Genomic DNA, 17,770 nt, shown 5'->3' with positions numbered 1-17,770 from the left:
GAATACAAAACGAGTCCGATTTTCATGCCAACCAGGAGCCATCCATGACCGATAGTAGCAAGAGCGCGCTTTCCCTCATTAGTACCCATCAGGGATATAGCGAGTCCGAGCAGCGCATTGTCGACTATATATTGGAGCACCAGTCCGAGGCGCCACGCCTCACGGCGGCTCAGCTCTCGCGCGCCGCCGCCACGTCCGAGGCGACCGTTTCGCGCTTCTGCCGCAAGCTGGGCTTTGGTAGCTTCCGCAGCTTTCAGTTTTCGTTGGCAAGGGATTTGGAAAGCCAGCGCAACGAGGGCCTGACTGACGAAGTCTCGCTCGACAATATGGAGCAGAGCCTCAAGAACATTCTGGCTGCCAAGGTGAGCGAGCTTAATGCGACCATCGACGGGATCGACCACGATACGCTGGCGGCTGTTGTGCATGCCCTTAAGCATGCAGGGGTTATTGAGTTTGCGGCTGTGGGCAATACGAACGCGGTCGCGCTCGATGCGACGTTTAAGTTTTCGCAGCTGGGCCTGCGCTGCATGGCAAGCACCATTAGCGAGACATCAATCGGCTTTGCGCTCACGTTGCGCCCGGGTGACGTCATCGTGCTTATCTCAAACTCCGGCAAATCGCGCCGACTGAATCGCATGGCAAAAGCGGCTCGCGACTGCGGCGCAACCATAGTCGTCATCAGCAGCGACAGCAAATCCCCGCTCGCGCGCCTGGCAGACTACACCTTTAATACCGTCAACCACGAAGCGCTGCTGACGACGGGCGACTTTGCGTTCTCTAAAATCAGCGCAACGATGATCATCGAGGTTATCTACAACTTCCTGCTGCCCGAAATCGAGGACGCGCGCGAGCATATCAGCTACTACGAGGAGCTCATCCAGCCGGACAAGGTCGTTGAGTAAAACGCGTTGTGGGACAAAAATTACAGTCTATTTTGTCCCACCAACACCGCTGATACGACCTAACCTCGAGCTTCTTCGAGCATCTGCTTTGCGTGAGCCAAGCTTGCCTCGGACTGATCGCCGCTGAGCATGCGGGCGATCTCGGCGGTACGCGCTTCGCCGGTTACCTCGTCCAAATGCGTCTGGGGAACATCGCCCGGTTCCTTGCTGACAACATAATGCTTGTCGGCCATGACGGCAACCTGTGCCAAGTGGGTTACGACAATCACCTGATGTGTAGCGGCGAGATCTGCCAGCACGCCTGCAAGCGCACGCGCCGTGGAGCCACCAACACCAGCATCAACCTCGTCAAACACCAGCGTATCGACACCGTCTGCGTTACCGAGGACAACCTTGCTTGCCAGCATGACGCGGCTTAGCTCGCCGCCCGACGCAATTCGGCGCAGGGGGCGCGGCGTCAAACCGGCACCGCTGCGGTATAGCAGCTCGTAGCTCGAAGGACCAACGGGCGTCCACTCAGCACGGGGAAGATCACGTGACTCCCAGACGAGCTCGGCACTACCCATCTCCAAGCGCGCCATCTGGCGGCCAACCTCGTGGCAGAAGCGCGGGGCCGCCGTATTGCGAGCGCGCTTAAGTGCCTTGGCAGCGGCAAACAACTCGCGCTCGGCGATCCCGAGCGCCTCACGCGCCTGTTTGATCTGTTCATCGCCATCATCGACCAGGGACAGCAGCTCTTGCGAGCGATCGCGCATGGCAAACACATCGTCCATGGTGGGACCCCACTGACGCAACAGGCCCTTGAGGTCGGAATACCGCTCACGCATGCGAGCGAGCTCGCGCGGGTCGAAGGCGATGCCATCGCGATAGGCACGAAGCTCGTTCGCGCAATCCTCAAGGGAGATACAGGCATCCGAAAGCGCATCGGCAATGTCACCCAGTTTGCGATCGACGGCAGCCATACGGGAAAGCTCTGCCACGGCACTGTTCACGGCATCGAGCGCTCCCCCTTCGGCGGCAAGCGATGCATGGCCATCGTTAGCTGTGGCAACCAGTACCTCGGCATGTTCGGAGCGCGGTAGCAGTTCCTCGAGCTCCTCATACTCGCCCGGCTTGGGGTCGACCTCGCCGATGCGCTCGAGGGCAAAGCGCGCCTCCTCGACGCGGCTCCCCTGCGCACGCGAGGCCTCTTCGACACGTCGAACTTCCTTGGCGGCAGCGCGCGATGCCTTAAAGCAGGTGCGGTACGCATCCAGCGCCTCGAGCGCAGAGCGCCCCGCCCAGGCATCGACCATCGCAACGTGATGCGCCGGGTCGAGCAAGCGCTGATGCTCATGCTGCCCGCACAAATCCATCATCACGCCAACGCGCTCCGAAAGCTCGCGCACGCTGGCGATGCGGCCGTCAATTTTTACGCGACTGCGGCCCTCGGCGGAAAGGCTGCGCTGCACGGTGAAGCCTTCCGTGTCGTGCGGCCCGTCGAACAAGCGCGCCTCGACGCTCGCCAGCGCCTCGCCCTCGCGCACCATCGACGAATCCGCGCGCTCGCCCAAAATGAGCTTGAGCGCCGAGAGCAGCGCGGTCTTGCCGGCGCCGGTCTCGCCGGTCAGGACAGTCAGGCCGGCACTCGGCACCAACGTCGCCTCGCGAATGAGTGCAATGTTAGAAACCTGCAGCTCATCGATCATGACGGACTCCGTAGAATACGCGGCTCACCGAGTTATAAAAGCTCTCGGGGCCGTAATCGAGCAGCAGCACATCTCCGGGCCCACGACGCGCCGCCACGCTCTCGACGGTCCCATCGCAGGTAATAAACTGTCCATCGATAGCGATCGCCGGAACGCTCGGGCGGTCATCAGACATAAAGATTTCGACGACATCACTCGGCGAAGTCAAAAAGGCACGGGCCTGAATGGTGTGCGGGGCAATGGGTACGCAGACCATGCCCGTATAGTCGGGGCTCACGATGGGGCCACCGGCACTCAGCGCGTACCCCGTAGAACCAGTCGCCGTGGACACGACCACGCCATCACCACGCAAGCGATCGATATGGTGGTCCGACACTGTGATGTCAAACTCGACCATATCGGAAAGGGGGCCGCGCGTGAGCGCCATGTCGTTGAGGGCGAACGTGCGCACAACATCCTTCGTGCCATCGTCGCGCACGGACACGATATCCGCGGCGATCGTGGCGCGACGGCTCACGTGCAGCTCGCCGGACAGGGCATCGCTCACGACCTGCAGGATGTCGCGCTCCTCCGGACTCGCAGCAGTTAAAAAGCCCAGGTGGCCATAGGAAAGACCGAGGATAGGAATCTCGCGATAGTTGAGGATACGAGCCGCGCGCAGCAGCGTGCCGTCGCCGCCGAGCGTAATGACCAGGTCGGCATCGTCAACATCGGGCGCGCTCTGGATCTTGGAGCGCTGATCGGCAGCCCATGCCACCTCGTAGCCCTGGCGCGAAAGCCAAAGCTCGAGCATCAGGCCACTCTCGACCGCCTCTTGCTTGTAGTAATTGGGAACCAGAAAGACCTTCATAGCGTTGCAGCTTTCTCGCTCAAAACCGATACCTGGGATTGCAGCTCATCGTCGGTGCGTTCACCGGGGGCAAACCTCGTGCCGTACAGGAAAAACTCAACGTTGCCCTTGGCACCATGAATGGGTGACACGCACACATCGACCGGGAACAGGCCCTTGGCAGCAAAGAGCTCAATCGCCGCCGCGAGTGTATCGCGGCGCACAGCGGGATCGGTCACAATGCCGCCCTCACCCACCAGCGCCGCCGGAGCCTCAAACTGCGGCTTTACGAGCGTGCAGAATGCGCCCATAGGTGCCAGGCACGCCAGCACCGCATCGATAATGTTCGCAATGCTGGTAAACGAGACATCACACACAGCCAGGTCGATGGCGCCCGCATAGCCAAGCTCGGGCAGCTGCGTCACGTTTGTGCGCTCATGCAGTGTCACGCGATCGTCCTGACGCAACGACCAATCGAACTGGGCGCGACCCACGTCCACCGAGACAACGGTCGCAGCTCCGCGCTTGAGCAGGCAATCGGTAAAGCCGCCGGTAGAGCAGCCAACATCCAGACAGGCAAGGCCCGTCGGATTGATGTCAAACGCATCAAGCGCGCCTTCGAGCTTAAGACCGCCGCGGCCGACATAGGGAATGCGCCCCTTCACGTGCAGCGGCAGACCCGGGGTCACCTTAAGGCCCGGCGAAGTCAAGCGCTCGCCGCCACTCGAGACCAAGCCGGCCATAAGAGTGCGAAGGGCATCCGCGCGATCGGCGCAGATGCCCTGTGAAATCAGTTCGTCATCAAGACGCACGCGTTTCATGAATGCCATCAACCATTCGTATCCGGAGATGCGGCTAGCTATCCTGGGATTCGTTTGCCGCGTCCTCATCGTATTCCTGCTCGAGCTTATCGGCCTCACGCGGAGTCAGCTCAAACTTGTCGACCATATCGACCGCGCGGGAGCCCAGCTCAATCGCCTCGTCAAACAGATCGAGTGAACGCTCCAAGGACGTATCCTTGGAGCGAACGGTAGCGATGATCTGGTCTAGACGGTCCGAGATCTCGTCAAAGTTGCGGACAGAACCCTCTGGCATGACTACTCCTCGACGGAGTCGGCCTCGACGGCCTCAGCAGCGTCCGCATCCTCGGCTAATACGCCGGCGGCAGCCTGAGCGGCAGCGACCTTGGCGGCCGCCTCGGCAGCCTGTGCCTCCTCGCGAGCGCGATCCTCGGCCAGCAGCTCCTGGTACAGGTCCTCGCCCGGCAGCTCCTCGCTGCGAGCGATCTTGCCCAGCACGCCGTTGACAAACGATGCGGACTGGTCGGTACCATAAGCCTTAGCGATTTCTACGGCCTCGTTGATCACGATAGCGTCCGAAACCTCTTCGTCGGTGAGGAAGCGCATCTCATAGACAGCGATACGCAGCAGATTGCGGTCGGCACCGGGCATGCGCATAAGATCCCAGTTCTTGGCGACGGCGCGCAGGGCACAGTCGATGCGATCAATATGCTCGTAGGCACCGCGGCAAAGCACCAGCGCATAGGGGTCGAGGGGACCCTTCGAGATCAGGAAATCGCCCTCGAGGACACGCTCGAGCGGGCTGTCCGTGGCCTCGGCCTGGAACAGCAGCTGCAGCGCCTGACTGCGGGCAAGCGTGCGCCCGCGATAAACCTTAAGGCTCAAAGGTTACTCCTTGGGGAAAACGAGGCCGTCGATGCAAACGTCAACGCGCTCGACCTCAACGCCCACCTGGGCATCGATGGCGGCGACCACGGCGGCGCGAACGGCCTCGGCGAGTTTCTTGAACGGATAGCCAAAGAACACCACAACACGCACGGTGAGTGCGAGCTTGTCACCGACGACCTCGGCCTCGACCGCCGGCTCGGAAGCCGGGGCCTTGGACGAGAGCATCATGGAGACAAGGTTGGTGGCAAGGTCCTTGACGCCAACGGAGGCGATGCCCTCGACATCGGACACGGCGCGCGAGACGATGGCGGTCAGAACATCGGGTGAAATGCCGATGCCGTCAATCTTGATTTCCTGGGGCATGAGTCCTCCTAGAAGAGTTGGTTGCTAGACGCGGGAGACGAACTTGCCGTCGCGGGTGTCAACCTTGATGACCTCGCCCTCGTTAAGGTACATGGGGACCTGGATGACAGCGCCGGTGTCGATCGTGGCCGGCTTGGTGGAACCCTGAACGGTGTCGCCCTTAAAGCCCGGGTCGGTCTGGACAATGGTGGTCTCGATGAACATCGGCGGGGTCACGCCCATGAGCTCATCGTCGGCGAAGAGCAGCTGGCAGATGTCGTTCTCGCGCAGCCACTTGGAGTTCTCGCCCACCATGTCCTCGGGAACGGGAACCTGTTCATAGGACTCGTTGTCCATGAAGATGTAGTCGGTGCCATCGTTGTAGAGGTACTGGAACTCACGGGTGGTGAGCATGACGCTCTCGAACTTGGTGCCGGCGTTGCAGGTATTCTCGACGACGCGGCCGCTCTTGATGTCGCGGGTCTTGTAGCGCACAAACGCGCCACCCTTTCCCGGCTTGACATGCTGGAACTCGACGATGGTGTAGACCTTGTCCTTAATGCGGAGACCGAGGCCGTTCTTGAAGTCGGCGGTAGAAATGGTAGGCATAGCGACCTTTCTTGTTATAGGCAGAACGCACAAGCGTCCAAATTACATACGACCGAAATTATACACTTGCAGACGGCGCCTGCAGCGAGCGCATAAAAAGAGAACGCGGGGCGCCCGAATCATTTCGGACGCCCCGCCCCAAACTATCTACGAAGTAGACTAGCAGTCGATAACGTGGAGGTCATGCGGGGTCTTGGTGAAGGGCTCGTAGCCGTTCTCGGTGACCACGCCGTAGTCCTCCAAGCGCACGCCGCCCACACCGGGCAGGTACACGCCGGGCTCCATGGTAATAACCGAGCCAACTTCGATGATGTTCTTGCTACGGTTGAAGTTGGGCAGCTCGTGGATGTCGATACCGACGCCGTGGCCCAGGCCATGGTTGTAGTAATCGCCATAACCGGCATCCCCGATAATCTTCTTAGAAAGCTTGAAGATGTCGTTGCCCTCGACGCCCGGATGGATGGCGGCGACGCACTCCTCGTGCGTACGGCGCACGAGCGCGTACAGGTCGAGCTGCTCCTGGGTAGGCTCGCCCATCACGACGGTACGCGTCATATCGGAGCGGTAGTCGCAATAGCCCGCGCCGTAATCCATGAGGACGAAGTCGCCCTTCTCGATCACGCGGTCACTCGGGACGGCGTGCGGGTTCGCAGTGTTGGGACCGCTCGCGACGATGGAACCAAAGGCCAAGCTGTCGGCGCCGTTGGCGAACATAAAGTTCTCAAGCTCGTTGCGAACCTGCTTCTCGGTCATACCAGGCTTAATAAAGCCGAGCATATGCTGGAAGGCGGCGTCGGTGATCGACTGTGCGTGGCGCATGAGCTCGATCTCCTCGGCATCCTTGACGGCGCGCATCTTACGGATATCGTCGTGCATCAGCGGCAGCATGCAAGCGACGGAGCGGTCCTCCAGGCCGCGCTGAATGCCCTGGTAGAAGTTAATCTGCATATCGTCCTCGACAGCGCAGACGCGGCACTTGTTGGCCGCGATCTTGCCGGCGACCCAACCGGGGATGGTGCCCTCGTCCATGTCGTAGACCCAGGGACTGCCGGCGGGCGTGTTCTCCTCAAAGCTGTTGAGATAGCGCGAATCGGTATGGAACAGGCACTGGTCAGCCGTAATAAACGCCGCGTGCGGAAACTCGAAGGTGTAATCGAAGACGCCCTTCACGCCCGTAAGCCAACGAAGATTTGCCTCGTCGCGTACCACGATGGCGTCGTAGCCACGCTCGACCATCAGGGCACGGACACGCTCGATACGACCGGCAGGACCGGCAGCAAACTCAGACATGCAGATTCCTTTCTTGTTGTCGTCACATACAGACGGGACGGGCTCAATCAGCGTACGAAAACGCAAGCGATTCGTAACCGATTGAAAACCCGTCCCTCAACATGATACGAAAGACGATGGATGTCAATAAATCTTAGAGAAGTTCCTTACGAGAAGCCAGATACGCCTGGGCATGGCGCTCGAGAACCTCGTCCTCCACGCTGGTCAAACGTATAGCGCCAAGCGCCGCGGGCAACGGCAGCATGCTACGGTTCGAGCGCGCAAACTGCTGCCTGCGGAACTCCTCGACAAACGCGGTAGGCTCCAGGTCGAAGGCAAGTTCCTCGATGTCAAAGTCCTCCAGGCAGTCATCGACATCAAACACATAGTCGATATCGAAGTCGCAGGCATCATGTGCTAGGCGTGCCTCAAAGCGCATGCCCTCGGACAACAGCTGGTAGGCAGGGATCCGCGAAGCGGCATCTCCCAAGCAGGCGCGCAGGGTGCGTTCCCCCGTCTTGCCAAAATCGAGCGCATGGCGAGCGCTCGGGTTCGTGGCCATCAATACGTCCTTGCGGGCAGTCTGAGACCATTGAACGGCATTGACGAGCGCGACCTCCTCACCCGCGAGAATCTCGGGGACGGTCTCAGTAAACTGATTCCAGCGAGACTTGCTGCTGGAGAGCATGGTGCCCACGAGCACGGCATAACCGCGCTTGAGCTCCTCAGGATCCACATCGCGGACAAGATCGAGGTCGCACACGACCAGGCCCGGTTCGGGACGAAACGCGATAGCGGGAAGCGCATTCGCCGACGAAGCGACGAGCGGCTTCATGGTCGTCGCGACCGTGAGCATGGCGTCGAAGGTCGTCGGCAGCAGCGCGCACTCGGTTCGGCCACACCACTGGTTGGCGCACCAGCTAACGACCGAGCAGGTCGCCGTGTCGCCGACGGCGACAACGAGATCGTCACAGGTAATGACGTTAGCCGACAGGGCGCCAAAGACGGTATCGGCATCGGCCAGCGTGGCACCGGCAGGCGAAACCTCGAGGACGAGCAGCGACACGGCAAAGCCGGCGTCGACCAACGCATGCTCAACGACCTCGCCAAAACGCTCTGACGTGGCGGTGTTCCAAACGACCATCGCACGCTTAGGCTTGCCCACGGCCGAGGCAAACATACGCGACAGCTCATCGAACGCGCCCAATCCGACACGGACATCGACGCTGCGGTTTTGGAAATTGATCAGTTGACGGCGAATCATAGCAGTCCACGCTCCAAAAGCATCTCGGCACAAAGGTAGGAAACGTCCTCGAAGGACTTGTTGCGAATATCAAGGGTAAGGTCGGCGGCCTGGCGATACAGCGGACGGCGATGCTCAAACAGGCGCGCGGCATGCTCGGGCGAGCGGAAATCGGGGCGCGTGTCGCACCGACGAATCTGGCGCAACGAGTCCTCGAAGTCGCCCTCGAGGTACACGCACGTACCCATTTCGTGCATCAGTTTAATGTTCACTGGCGTCTCGACGATGCCACCCCCGCACGATACCAGCAGGCTGCGCTCGCTTTGAAGCGAACGGAGTGCCGAGGTCTCGAGCTCGCGAAAACGATCCTCGCCCTCGGTCTCAAAAATCTCGGTAACCGACTTGCCGCATCGACGCACGACCAGGCGGTCGGTATCGATAAAACGCCGCTTGAACATGGTGCCGACGTTGCGCGCGAGCGTCGATTTGCCCGCGCCCAAAAAGCCGATAAAGAAGATATGGTCGCAGCCGTGTTTGATGTGCTGGGACATAGAGAGACCTATTCCTCGCAGGGAAGGTCGCGCAGGGCCCGGCGCTCAAAGATACGGAAGATCTGCGTGTACCACAGGTCCTGGGTTGCTTGCGGCTTGACCAGGATGGTATCGACGCCGGCAAAGTTGCCGCTCCACACGTCCGTGTAGAGCTGATCACCGATCAGCACCGCCTCATCGGCAGTGGCGCCGAGGCGCTTAAGACCCGCCTTGAGGGCAAACGGAGCCGGCTTCATAGCGTGGCTGATGGCCTCGAGCCCCAACTCGCGTGCAGAGCTCATGACCTGGTCGCGATGCCAGTTGTTGGACACCATGCACAGCTTAAAGCCTTTGGCACGGGCGGCATCGAGCCAAGCGGAAACCGCGGCGGGAACCTGCTCGGTATCGCGCGGCACCAGGGTGTTATCGCGATCGAGCAGAATGGCGCGTTTGCCGTCGGCCCACAGGGTATCAAGGTCGATGCGATCGACCGAGGCAACGTATCGTTTGGGGCTAAAAATCCTCATGCTAATTCCAAGACTGTTGATGTTCTTCGTAGGTTTGCGAGAAATACTCCTCGTCCTGTGTAATGTAGAAATACAGGTCATCGGAGTCGGTCGGCTCAAGGGTGGCCTTGAGCGCCTCGAGCGACGGAGAACAGATGGGCGTGGGCGGCAGGCCCTCGTGCTTATAGGTGTTATACGGGCTATCGCTCTGCAGGTCGTCGGCGGTAACCTCGCCGCCGGTAACATACATCATGGTCGCATCGCTGTTGAGATAACGCAGACCGTCAAGCTTACCGGCAAGGCGGTTGTAGAAGACCGAGGCCACGTGCGACCGTTGATCGGCGTTGAGACCCTCGCGCTCAACGATAGAGGCAAGGTTAACGATGTCGTAATCGGACATCTCCACACCGTAGCGCTCCTTGATCTTGGCCTCGCAGCTGGCAAAGTCAAGCGACTTGTACTCGGTCTTAAACTGATCGAGCATGGCGCGAATCACTTCATCGGCCGTCGGCGAATCGCCCAGCGAATAGGTCTTGGGGAACAAGAAGCCCTCGAGCGAATCGTTTGCAGCACCCCTAAGGAAGCTATAATCGTCCACGTAGTTGGAGGCCTTGGCCTGGTTGAGGAAGTCTTCCTTAGAGATGCTGTCGTAGGCCTGGGCCACACGGCCGGCGACTTGATCGACCGTCAAGCCCTCGGGAATCGTCAGCGCATTGGAGCCCGCGTTGGGGCCTTCCATGAGTTGCTGCACCACCTTAGTCGTATCCATGAGCGTGGTGAACGAATAAGTGCCGGGCTTAAGCGACATATCGGCGCTGAGCTTTTTTACCGCCGCATAGTAATCCTTGGGATTTTCGACGATATGATTCTCGGAAAGAATCGAGGCGATCGTATCGCCCGAAGCACCGTCGGGAATGGTCACCGTAACCTGTTGACCAGCCGTGACCTTCGAATCCTCGCCGGCAAAGAAGCCCTTGACGGCTGGCACGACAAAGAACACGATCGCGACAAGCGCAAGCACGGCGACGACGCCACCGATAATCATAGGCACCGGGGAGCTTTTCTTTTGGGAACCACGGCGGGCGTGCGTGTTATAGCTCGATCGCGTGGCCGGAGCAACGCCGTGCGAGCCATGAGCGTGATGCGAATGCGATTGGGGGGCCTGCGTTCGCTGGATAGGTGCCTGCTGCTTAAAGCGGGTACCGCCTGCAGGCTGGGCCGTACGAGCAGTGGGCTGCTGACCCGTCCGCTGAGCAGGTTGGGCCGAACGAGAGGAGGACTGCACCGGGCGCGCGGCAGACTGAGCTGCGCGCTGTGTCGGCTGTGCCGGACGCTGGCCAGGTTGGGTAGGGCGCGGCACAGGCTGTCGTGTACGAATCGGCTGGCGCGGATCGGAAGCGCTAGGCATGCGAGACCTCCTCGTTTTTACGATCAAGCCACGTCTGCAAAAACAGGCTAGCGGCAATCATGTCAATCTTGCCCCTCATCTGCTTTTCGTTGAGTCCCTGCTCGCGCAAGATGCGCTTGGCCTCTTGCGAGGACAGACGCTCGTCCTCAAACTCCAGCGGAAGTTCGAGCTCGTCGGCAATCTTTTGCGCTACGGCGGCGACGCGCTCGGCCTGAGGGCCGGGCTCACCGGCCATAGTCAAGGGACGCCCGCTTACCAGGATATCGGGCTCATAGTCCTCGACCAGGTAGCGAAACGTCTTGGCCATACCGGTGACCTCGGCAGCCGGAAGCACCTTGACAGGCATTGCCATCTTGCCATCACGGCTTGAGACGGCAATACCGATCCTAGTCTCCCCTATGTCCAGCGCGAGCGCGACCACAGCGACTACTTAGGTTCTTAGGCGCCGAGCGCGGTCTTGGCGACCGCGAGGGCATCGGCGATACCGGCAGCGTTCTTGCCACCGGCCTGGGCCATGTTGGGACGACCGCCACCGCGACCATCGACCAGGCCCGCGATCTGCTTGATCACGTTGCCGGCGTGGAAACCGGCCTTCACAGCGTCATCGGAGCCGGCGGCGAGCAGGGCCGGGGTGCCCTTCTCGGTAACGCTGGCAACTACGCAGGCGACGGGGCCGGCAACCTTCTGGTGCACGGTATCCCAGACGTTGCGCAGGTCTGCGGCCTCGAGACCCTGGAGCTCAGCGACGACGAGCTTGTATCCATTCAGCTCGACAGCGCCGTCGATGGCGCTGGAAATGGCGTCGGAGGAGCCACCGGTCAGAGCCTTCTTGAGCTTGTTAGAAGTCTCGCGCAGCTCGGCCTGCAGGTTCTCCACGCGGGCGGGAACCTCGTCGACGCGGCACTTGAGCGCAGCGGCGGCAGCGTCAACGAGCGCCAGGCGGTCGTCCATGTAATCGAGAGCGCCCTTGGAGGTCACGGCCTCGATACGCCGGACGTTCGAACCCGTGGAGGACTCGGAAATGATCTTGAACAGACCGATCTCGGCGGTATTGGCGGCATGCGTACCACCGCAGAGCTCGCGGGAGAACGGCTGATCCTCGGCGCCCACGGAGACGACGCGGACGACGTCTCCGTACTTCTCGCCAAACAGGGCGACAGCGCCGGCGGCCTTGGCCTCATCGATGCCCATGACGCGGGTCACGACCGGCTTGGAAGCGAAGATCTGCTGGTTGACCAGGTCCTCAACGGCCTTGAGCTGCTCGGAGGAGAGGGCCTCGAAGTGCGTGAAGTCAAAGCGCAGGTGCTCGGGCGTCACCAACGAGCCAGCCTGGGAGACATGCTCGCCCAGGACCTGCTTAAGCGCGGCGTCGAGAAGGTGGGTGGCGGTGTGGTTGCGACGCAGGAAGCCACGGCGCTCGGCGTCGAGCGCGGCGGTCACGGTAGCACCGACGGTCAGCGTGCCCTCGGCGACGTAGCCGACGTGGGCATACAGGCCGTTGTGGTTCTTGGTATCGGAAATGGTCAGCGCAACGCCCTCGGCGGAAAGCTCGCCGGCGTCGCCCTGCTGGCCGCCCATCTCGGCGTAGAACGGGGTACGGTCGAGCACGACCTCGACGTCCTCGCCCGCAGCGGCGGACTCGACGGACTCGCCGTTGCGCACGATGGCGACAACCTTGGCGCCATCGATGACGTCGTTGTCATAGCCGTCGAACTCGGTCGCGGCAACCTTGTCGGAAAGCTCGACCCACACGTCGTTGAAGCTGCCCCAGGCATCGCCCTTGGCGTTGGCGCGGGCGCGGGCCTTCTGGTCCTCCATGCAAGCGGTAAAGCCATCCATGTCGACGTCGTGACCGGCGGTGCCGGCGATCTCGACAGTCAGGTCAATGGGGAAACCAAAGGTGTCGTGAAGCTTAAAGGCAACATCGCCCGGAAGGACAGCGTCGTCGGCGAGCGCGGCCAGGGCCTCGTCCAGGTAAACGCGGCCGTTGTCGAGCGTCGTTGAGAAACGCTCCTCCTCGGAGGCGACGATGCCCTTAACGAGCGCGACGTTCTTGAGCAGCTCGGGATAAGCCTCGCCCATCTGAGCGTTGACCTCGTCGATAAACTTGGTCAGGAAGGCGCCCTCGATGCCCAGCAGACGACCGTGGAACACGGCACGACGGAGCAGGCGGCGCAGGACGTACTCGCGACCCTCGTTACCGGGCAGGATGCCGTCGGAGATCATAAAGTCAACGGCACGGGAGTGGTCGGCGATGATGCGCAGGGAGCGGCTGGCACCGGAGTAATCGTCGGCGTCATAGGTCTTGCCGCTGATCTTCTCACCGAGCTTGATGAGGTGCTGCATCAGATCGCCGTCGTAGTTAGCGGTCTTGTGCTGCATGATAGCGGCCATGCGCTCCAGACCCATGCCCGTATCGAGGTTGCGGTGCGGCAGCTCCGGCATGGAGCCGTCCTCCTGGCGGTCGTACTGGGTAAACACGAGGTTCCAGAACTCAAGGAAGCGGTCACAGTCGCAGCCAGGCTTGCAGTCGGGGCTGCCGCAACCGACCTCCTCGCCCATGTCAAAGTAGATCTCGGAGCACGGACCGCAGGGGCCGGTGGGGCCAGCGGCCCAGAAGTTGTCGTCCTCGCCCAGGCGGGAGATGTGATCCTCGGCAACGCCCAGAGAGCGCCACACATCGTGGGTCTCGTCGTCTTCGGTAAAGACGGTGAAGTACAGGCGGTCGAGCGGCAGCTTGAACTCCTTGGTGATGAGCTCAAAAGCCCAAGCGCAGGCCTGCTGCTTGGAGATGCCGCCAAAGGAGAAGTCGCCGAGCATCTCAAAGAAGGACAGGTGACGGCCGTCCTCACCGATGCAGTCGATGTCGTTGGTGCGGACACACTTCTGGCAGGAGATCGCGCCGATCTCCTTCATGGTCTTCTTGCCCTGGTAGTACTCCTTAAACTGGTTCATGCCTGCGTTGGCAAGCAGCAGCGAAGGATCGTCGGGGACGAGGGACGAAGAAGGATAGAGCTTAAGACCGCGCTCCTCAAAGAAGTTGAGGAACTTGGAGCGAATCTCGGCCGTAGTCATTGACGGGTAGTCAGCACTCATAGAGGGAATCTCCTCAGTTTCACATCGAAACAGTTCAAACGTAACGATATTACCATCCCACCGCGCCTGTTCAAAAAAGAGGGCCGCCAAACAGCGACCCTCCAGCGAAAGTGCACGTTATTTAGGTCTGTCAAATACTTTGAAAAAAAATGATTTCGGTAAAATTTCATATAAGAATCGTCCGGAAGGAGCGATCGATGAATAGCAAACGGTTTGTCGTGAATGCACTAACCTCAGTAGCCCTTTTAGCAATCTTCGCTTACTCGAGCTGGTATGTGAACCAGCCGAGATTTGGCTACGCATTGTACGCAGTAACATCTGGCGATAAAGCGTATTACACCCTAAGCGCAATTGACGCCATCTTTTTCTATGTGGCTGGCCCCTTATCAATCGCTTTGATCGCGTTTCTTGTCATTTACAACTTCAAGAAACGTTAATGGGACCTATTTAGCATCCGAATCGTCCATGGAGCCGTCGATGCCGGTTTTGGTGTCGTCATCCGTGTTGGAATCGTCATCCTTGGCGAAGGGGTTCTTGAAGAAACCGGTCGCGTCGGGCTGCAGGCCTGAGAGCTTAATCCAGGGATTATCGAGCTCGGGCTTGGGCATGGCCTTGGCCTCGGGCGCAGTCTCGTTGCCGATGAGCTCAGACTCGTAAATGAACGTATCATCTCCGAGCGCGTCGTAGGCGGCGACCGGGTTGCCATCGGCATCGCGGTACGGCGTGCCCTTAAACACGGCGCCGTCATAGGCCACGAGCTGGCGGCCGGTCTCATTCTCGAAGTAGTACACGAAGATACCCTTGAGGGCCGCGCACAGCGGAATAGCGATAACCATGCCGATGGGACCCATGAGTGCCGAACCGATAACGAGGGCCGTAAGGCTCATGACGGGATGCACCTGCACCGAGCTCTGCATGACCTTAGGCGAAATCACGTTATCGGTGACGTTTTGTGCGACCATCGTCACGATGAGCGTCCATAACGCCAACATGGGGCTGAACATAAAGCCGAGTACCGTAGCGATTGCTGCGCTCACCCAGGGACCGACGACCGGAACCAAATGCATGATGCCGGTAAAGATAGCCATGAGCGCCGCATACGGATGGCCGATGATCATAAAACCGATAAAGGCAAGGAAGCCACCGCAGATGGACGTCACGACCATGCCGCGCATATAGCCGCCGACCGAGCGTGAAAGGATGGCAACCATAAAGCGGTACGAGGTCTCTTTTTCCTGTCCGATGATGGTGCAGACCTCGTGGTGCATGCGGGGATAATCGCAGGCAAGCCAGTAGGCAAGCACCAGACCCAGGAAGATGACGAACAGCTGCGAGGCCGTGTTGGTAATGAGCGGAAACACACCGCGGCCGAGCTCGGCAGCGATTTGCGAGACGTACTTGGACGCTACGGTAACCAGCGAAGAAAGATTGTCGTCCAGATACTCCTTGAGCGGAGTGTTGTTGAGCGTCTTGGCGTGCGAGAGCATCTCGTTGAGATCGCCACCCGCAACACGAAGCTGCTCGGGCAGGCGGCTCAGGACTTCCATGATTTGACCGAGCAAAATAGGCGAGAGGATGCAGACGACGCCGACGAGCACGGCAACAACCACAATGAGCGCGATGAGCGAACCGAGGCCACGTCCGACGCCGTGATGCTCGAGCCAGTTGGTGATCGGGGACATCACAAAAGCAATAATGGAGCCGACGGCGAGAAACTCGATAACCGGTGCCAGGATGCCCATAAGGTTAAAGATGACAGCAGCAATAACAATGCAGCCGACAACAGCCCAAATGCGCAGCGTCATAATGCGGGTGCCGCGCAGCGCGCGATCGGTTTGCTGGGGGCGCTCACTCATGAACGAATCATCACTCCGTCGGGGTCGATCTTGTCCTGAATCTTCTTAAGCGTGCGGCGCAGCAGACGCGAAACCTGCACCTGAGAAATACCCAGCTTCTTGGCGATCTCGATCTGGGTCATGCCCTTCACGAAGCGCAGCTCGATAACCTCGCGCTCGCGCGGCGAGAAATCGCGAATGGCCTCCTCAATCACCAAGCGGTCATCGGTAAAGTCGAGTTCATTGTCCTCGTCGGCATAACGGTCGAGAATCGAAGGCGAATCGTCGGAATCAGATGTACCGGGAGCCTCGATAGGCACCGAGGTATAGGCCGAAGACGATTCCATAGCCTCGAGGACCTCGTCGACAGTCACATCTAGATACTCAGCGATCTCCTCAACCTTGGGCGAACGCTGCAGCTCGTTGGTAAGTTTGTCAGTAGCCTGGTTGACCTTGGCCGAGAGCTCCTGCAGACGACGCGGCACGCGTACGCTCCAGCCCTTGTCGCGGAAATGGCGTTTGATCTCACCCAGGATAGTGGGTGTCGCAAACGTCGTGAACTCAAGTCCGCGTTCAGGGTCAAAGCGGTCGATAGCCTTGAGCAAGCCCAGATAGCCGACCTGCAAAAGGTCATCGAGTGGCTCGCCGCGATTCTTAAATTTGTTGGCAAGAAACCTTACCAGGTTCATATGGGACATGACGAGCTGCTCGCGGGCGTCCGGATCACCGGTCTCCTTGTAGCGGCGAAACAGCTCGCGGGTTTTCTCCTTATCCCAAGCGGTCTTGCCGCTCCGGGAACGTTCGGTCATATTAGATATCCGCCTTGAGGTCGAGGGAAAGCGTCAGGGGCGCCGCGGTCTTTTCGTAGGAGTCGCACACGCTTGCAAGGATGAGCTCGGCATACACCGCAGCCTGGTCGTCTTCATCGACAGTCGCCTGATCGCCAAAGGTAAAGGTCATGCCCACGTGCGATTCGTCGACATCGAATTTGATCGAGATATCGTCGGAATCAACAGCCGTGCAGCCAAAGATGAAGGCTTCCTCGGCAGCCATGCGGATGTCCTCGATGCGATCGACAGACATGGAGCACAGGGCACCAACGTTGGCCGCCGTCATGCGCACAAGGCGAGCGAGACGCGGGTCACCAGCAACGGTAAGCGTGATGGGGCAGGTTGCTTCGCTACTCATCTCAGGACTCCTCAGAGGTCTCGGCGGGCGTATAGGTGTAATACTGAGCCGGCCTGGCTACAGACTTGTGAGCCACATCTGCGCCATCGGCGGCCTCGTCCTCGCCAATTAGGACGCGCTCGGTGGGCTGCTCGGCCTCCGCAGCGGCAGCGGCGAGCTTGCGCTCGGCGTCAGCTGCAGGTGCCTTCACCTTATTGAACAGCTTCTGCACGGCACCGGCGGCAGAATCGGTCACGCTCGACACGGCGTTGCTGGCCTCGGCCATACTGCCCGTGACCTCGGAAATGTCGCGAACGACGGCCTCAACCTCAACGAGGTTGGACGTCAGGGCGTCAACGGCGGTCTTGCTCGACTTAAGCAGCGGCTCAATCTGGGCAAGTGCCGGTGTAAGCTCGTCGACAGCGCCGTCGAGTTTTGCCACCACCGGCTGCGCCTCGGCGATAGTGTTGTTGAGGTCGGTTACGGTCTTATCGAGCGAGTCGACAACGGTGCGGGTCTTGCGCAGCGTGAGCGCGAGCTCAGCGATAGCCCACACGCCGGCAATGGCAAGCACCAGCAGGGCAATTTGAATGGGACTCATACAAGCCTCCCGGAAAAATCGAAATACAGACGCTGTTCATGGTACCCCAAAGAAGGG

20 protein-coding genes are annotated in these 17,770 nt (G+C 60.1%); 2 read left to right on the top strand and 18 right to left on the bottom strand.

All coding sequences use genetic code 11. The annotated features are described in order from the left end of the window. The first annotated feature begins 44 nt into the window (after positions 1 to 44). Entirely contained in the window at positions 45 to 902 is an 858-nt protein-coding gene (locus DXD94_RS00915) for a MurR/RpiR family transcriptional regulator (protein ID WP_118273438.1), read from the top strand. 59 nt (positions 903 to 961) lie between these two features. On the opposite strand, the gene DXD94_RS00910 is transcribed toward DXD94_RS00915, so the two are convergent. From DXD94_RS00910 to alaS, 14 genes are all read right to left on the bottom strand, one after another. After that, positions 962 to 2,590 carry a DNA repair protein RecN gene (locus tag DXD94_RS00910; RefSeq protein ID WP_117762926.1) on the bottom strand — a complete coding sequence of 543 codons (1,629 nt, stop codon included), beginning with the start codon at positions 2,588 to 2,590 and terminating at the stop codon, positions 962 to 964. Continuing rightward, on the bottom strand, positions 2,580 to 3,440 hold the full coding sequence (locus DXD94_RS00905; RefSeq protein ID WP_117762925.1) for an NAD(+)/NADH kinase: 861 nt from the start codon (positions 3,438 to 3,440) through the stop codon (positions 2,580 to 2,582). Before DXD94_RS00905 ends, DXD94_RS00910 begins: the two co-directional genes overlap by 11 nt. After that, complete coding sequence (locus DXD94_RS00900) at positions 3,437 to 4,240, bottom strand: TlyA family RNA methyltransferase (RefSeq protein ID WP_233539338.1); 804 nt, start codon at positions 4,238 to 4,240, stop codon at positions 3,437 to 3,439. Before DXD94_RS00900 ends, DXD94_RS00905 begins: the two co-directional genes overlap by 4 nt. A 34-nt stretch (positions 4,241 to 4,274) precedes the next feature. Continuing rightward, positions 4,275 to 4,514, bottom strand: coding sequence for an exodeoxyribonuclease VII small subunit (locus DXD94_RS00895; protein ID WP_006233978.1), 240 nt, complete (start codon positions 4,512 to 4,514; stop codon positions 4,275 to 4,277). Positions 4,515 to 4,516: 2 nt separating this feature from the next. Further along, positions 4,517 to 5,104: a transcription antitermination factor NusB gene (gene nusB, locus DXD94_RS00890; protein ID WP_147326609.1), complete on the bottom strand. Its 588-nt coding sequence runs from the start codon at positions 5,102 to 5,104 to the stop codon at positions 4,517 to 4,519. 3 nt (positions 5,105 to 5,107) lie between these two features. After that, positions 5,108 to 5,470 carry an Asp23/Gls24 family envelope stress response protein gene (locus DXD94_RS00885; RefSeq protein ID WP_006233982.1) on the bottom strand — a complete coding sequence of 121 codons (363 nt, stop codon included), beginning with the start codon at positions 5,468 to 5,470 and terminating at the stop codon, positions 5,108 to 5,110. Between the two features lie 24 nt (positions 5,471 to 5,494). Then, positions 5,495 to 6,058, bottom strand: coding sequence for an elongation factor P (gene efp / locus DXD94_RS00880; RefSeq protein ID WP_006233983.1), 564 nt, complete (start codon positions 6,056 to 6,058; stop codon positions 5,495 to 5,497). Positions 6,059 to 6,217: 159 nt separating this feature from the next. After that, positions 6,218 to 7,348 (bottom strand): Xaa-Pro peptidase family protein, encoded by a 1,131-nt coding sequence (locus tag DXD94_RS00875; RefSeq protein ID WP_117762923.1) that lies wholly within the window; start codon positions 7,346 to 7,348, stop codon positions 6,218 to 6,220. A 133-nt stretch (positions 7,349 to 7,481) separates the two neighbouring features. Then, positions 7,482 to 8,591 carry a hypothetical protein gene (locus DXD94_RS00870; protein WP_117762922.1) on the bottom strand — a complete coding sequence of 370 codons (1,110 nt, stop codon included), beginning with the start codon at positions 8,589 to 8,591 and terminating at the stop codon, positions 7,482 to 7,484. After that, positions 8,588 to 9,121 (bottom strand): shikimate kinase, encoded by a 534-nt coding sequence (locus DXD94_RS00865; RefSeq protein ID WP_117735064.1) that lies wholly within the window; start codon positions 9,119 to 9,121, stop codon positions 8,588 to 8,590. Before DXD94_RS00865 ends, DXD94_RS00870 begins: the two co-directional genes overlap by 4 nt. An 8-nt stretch (positions 9,122 to 9,129) precedes the next feature. Beyond that, positions 9,130 to 9,627 carry a YqeG family HAD IIIA-type phosphatase gene (locus DXD94_RS00860; protein WP_117646451.1) on the bottom strand — a complete coding sequence of 166 codons (498 nt, stop codon included), beginning with the start codon at positions 9,625 to 9,627 and terminating at the stop codon, positions 9,130 to 9,132. A 1-nt stretch (position 9,628) separates the two neighbouring features. Then, complete coding sequence (mltG, locus tag DXD94_RS00855; protein ID WP_233540286.1) at positions 9,629 to 11,014, bottom strand: endolytic transglycosylase MltG; 1,386 nt, start codon at positions 11,012 to 11,014, stop codon at positions 9,629 to 9,631. Next, positions 11,007 to 11,435, bottom strand: coding sequence for a Holliday junction resolvase RuvX (ruvX, locus tag DXD94_RS00850; protein ID WP_089571740.1), 429 nt, complete (start codon positions 11,433 to 11,435; stop codon positions 11,007 to 11,009). Before ruvX ends, mltG begins: the two co-directional genes overlap by 8 nt. 17 nt (positions 11,436 to 11,452) lie before the next feature. After that, positions 11,453 to 14,110, bottom strand: a complete 2,658-nt coding sequence (gene alaS / locus DXD94_RS00845) for an alanine--tRNA ligase (protein ID WP_117762920.1) — start codon at positions 14,108 to 14,110, stop codon at positions 11,453 to 11,455. A gap of 197 nt (positions 14,111 to 14,307) precedes the next feature. On the opposite strand from alaS, the gene DXD94_RS00840 reads away from it, so the two are divergent. Next, positions 14,308 to 14,547, top strand: a complete 240-nt coding sequence (locus tag DXD94_RS00840; RefSeq protein ID WP_117735061.1) for a hypothetical protein — start codon at positions 14,308 to 14,310, stop codon at positions 14,545 to 14,547. Between the two features lie 6 nt (positions 14,548 to 14,553). Here the strand turns inward: DXD94_RS00840 and DXD94_RS00835 are convergent, their stop codons facing one another. Genes DXD94_RS00835 through DXD94_RS00820 form a run of 4 tightly spaced genes read right to left on the bottom strand, consistent with a single transcriptional unit; the run spans position 14,554 to position 17,713 of the window. Next, positions 14,554 to 15,966 (bottom strand): AI-2E family transporter, encoded by a 1,413-nt coding sequence (locus DXD94_RS00835; protein ID WP_117762919.1) that lies wholly within the window; start codon positions 15,964 to 15,966, stop codon positions 14,554 to 14,556. Then, the gene (locus DXD94_RS00830; RefSeq protein ID WP_117735059.1) at positions 15,963 to 16,754 is read right to left on the bottom strand and encodes an RNA polymerase sigma factor SigF; all 792 of its coding nucleotides are present in this window, start codon (positions 16,752 to 16,754) and stop codon (positions 15,963 to 15,965) included. The genes DXD94_RS00835 and DXD94_RS00830 overlap by 4 nt, the downstream gene beginning before the upstream one ends. Position 16,755: 1 nt before the next feature. Next, positions 16,756 to 17,133: a hypothetical protein gene (locus tag DXD94_RS00825; protein WP_022094590.1), complete on the bottom strand. Its 378-nt coding sequence runs from the start codon at positions 17,131 to 17,133 to the stop codon at positions 16,756 to 16,758. Between the two features lies 1 nt (position 17,134). Then, positions 17,135 to 17,713, bottom strand: a complete 579-nt coding sequence (locus tag DXD94_RS00820) for a hypothetical protein (protein WP_117735058.1) — start codon at positions 17,711 to 17,713, stop codon at positions 17,135 to 17,137. Positions 17,714 to 17,770 lie beyond the last annotated feature (57 nt).

The organism is Collinsella sp. TM10-22, from assembly GCF_003466125.1.
Lineage (GTDB): Bacteria > Actinomycetota > Coriobacteriia > Coriobacteriales > Coriobacteriaceae > Collinsella.
The sequence above is the reverse complement of the archived record's forward strand: the minus strand, read 5'-3'. Positions and strand labels throughout refer to the sequence as shown.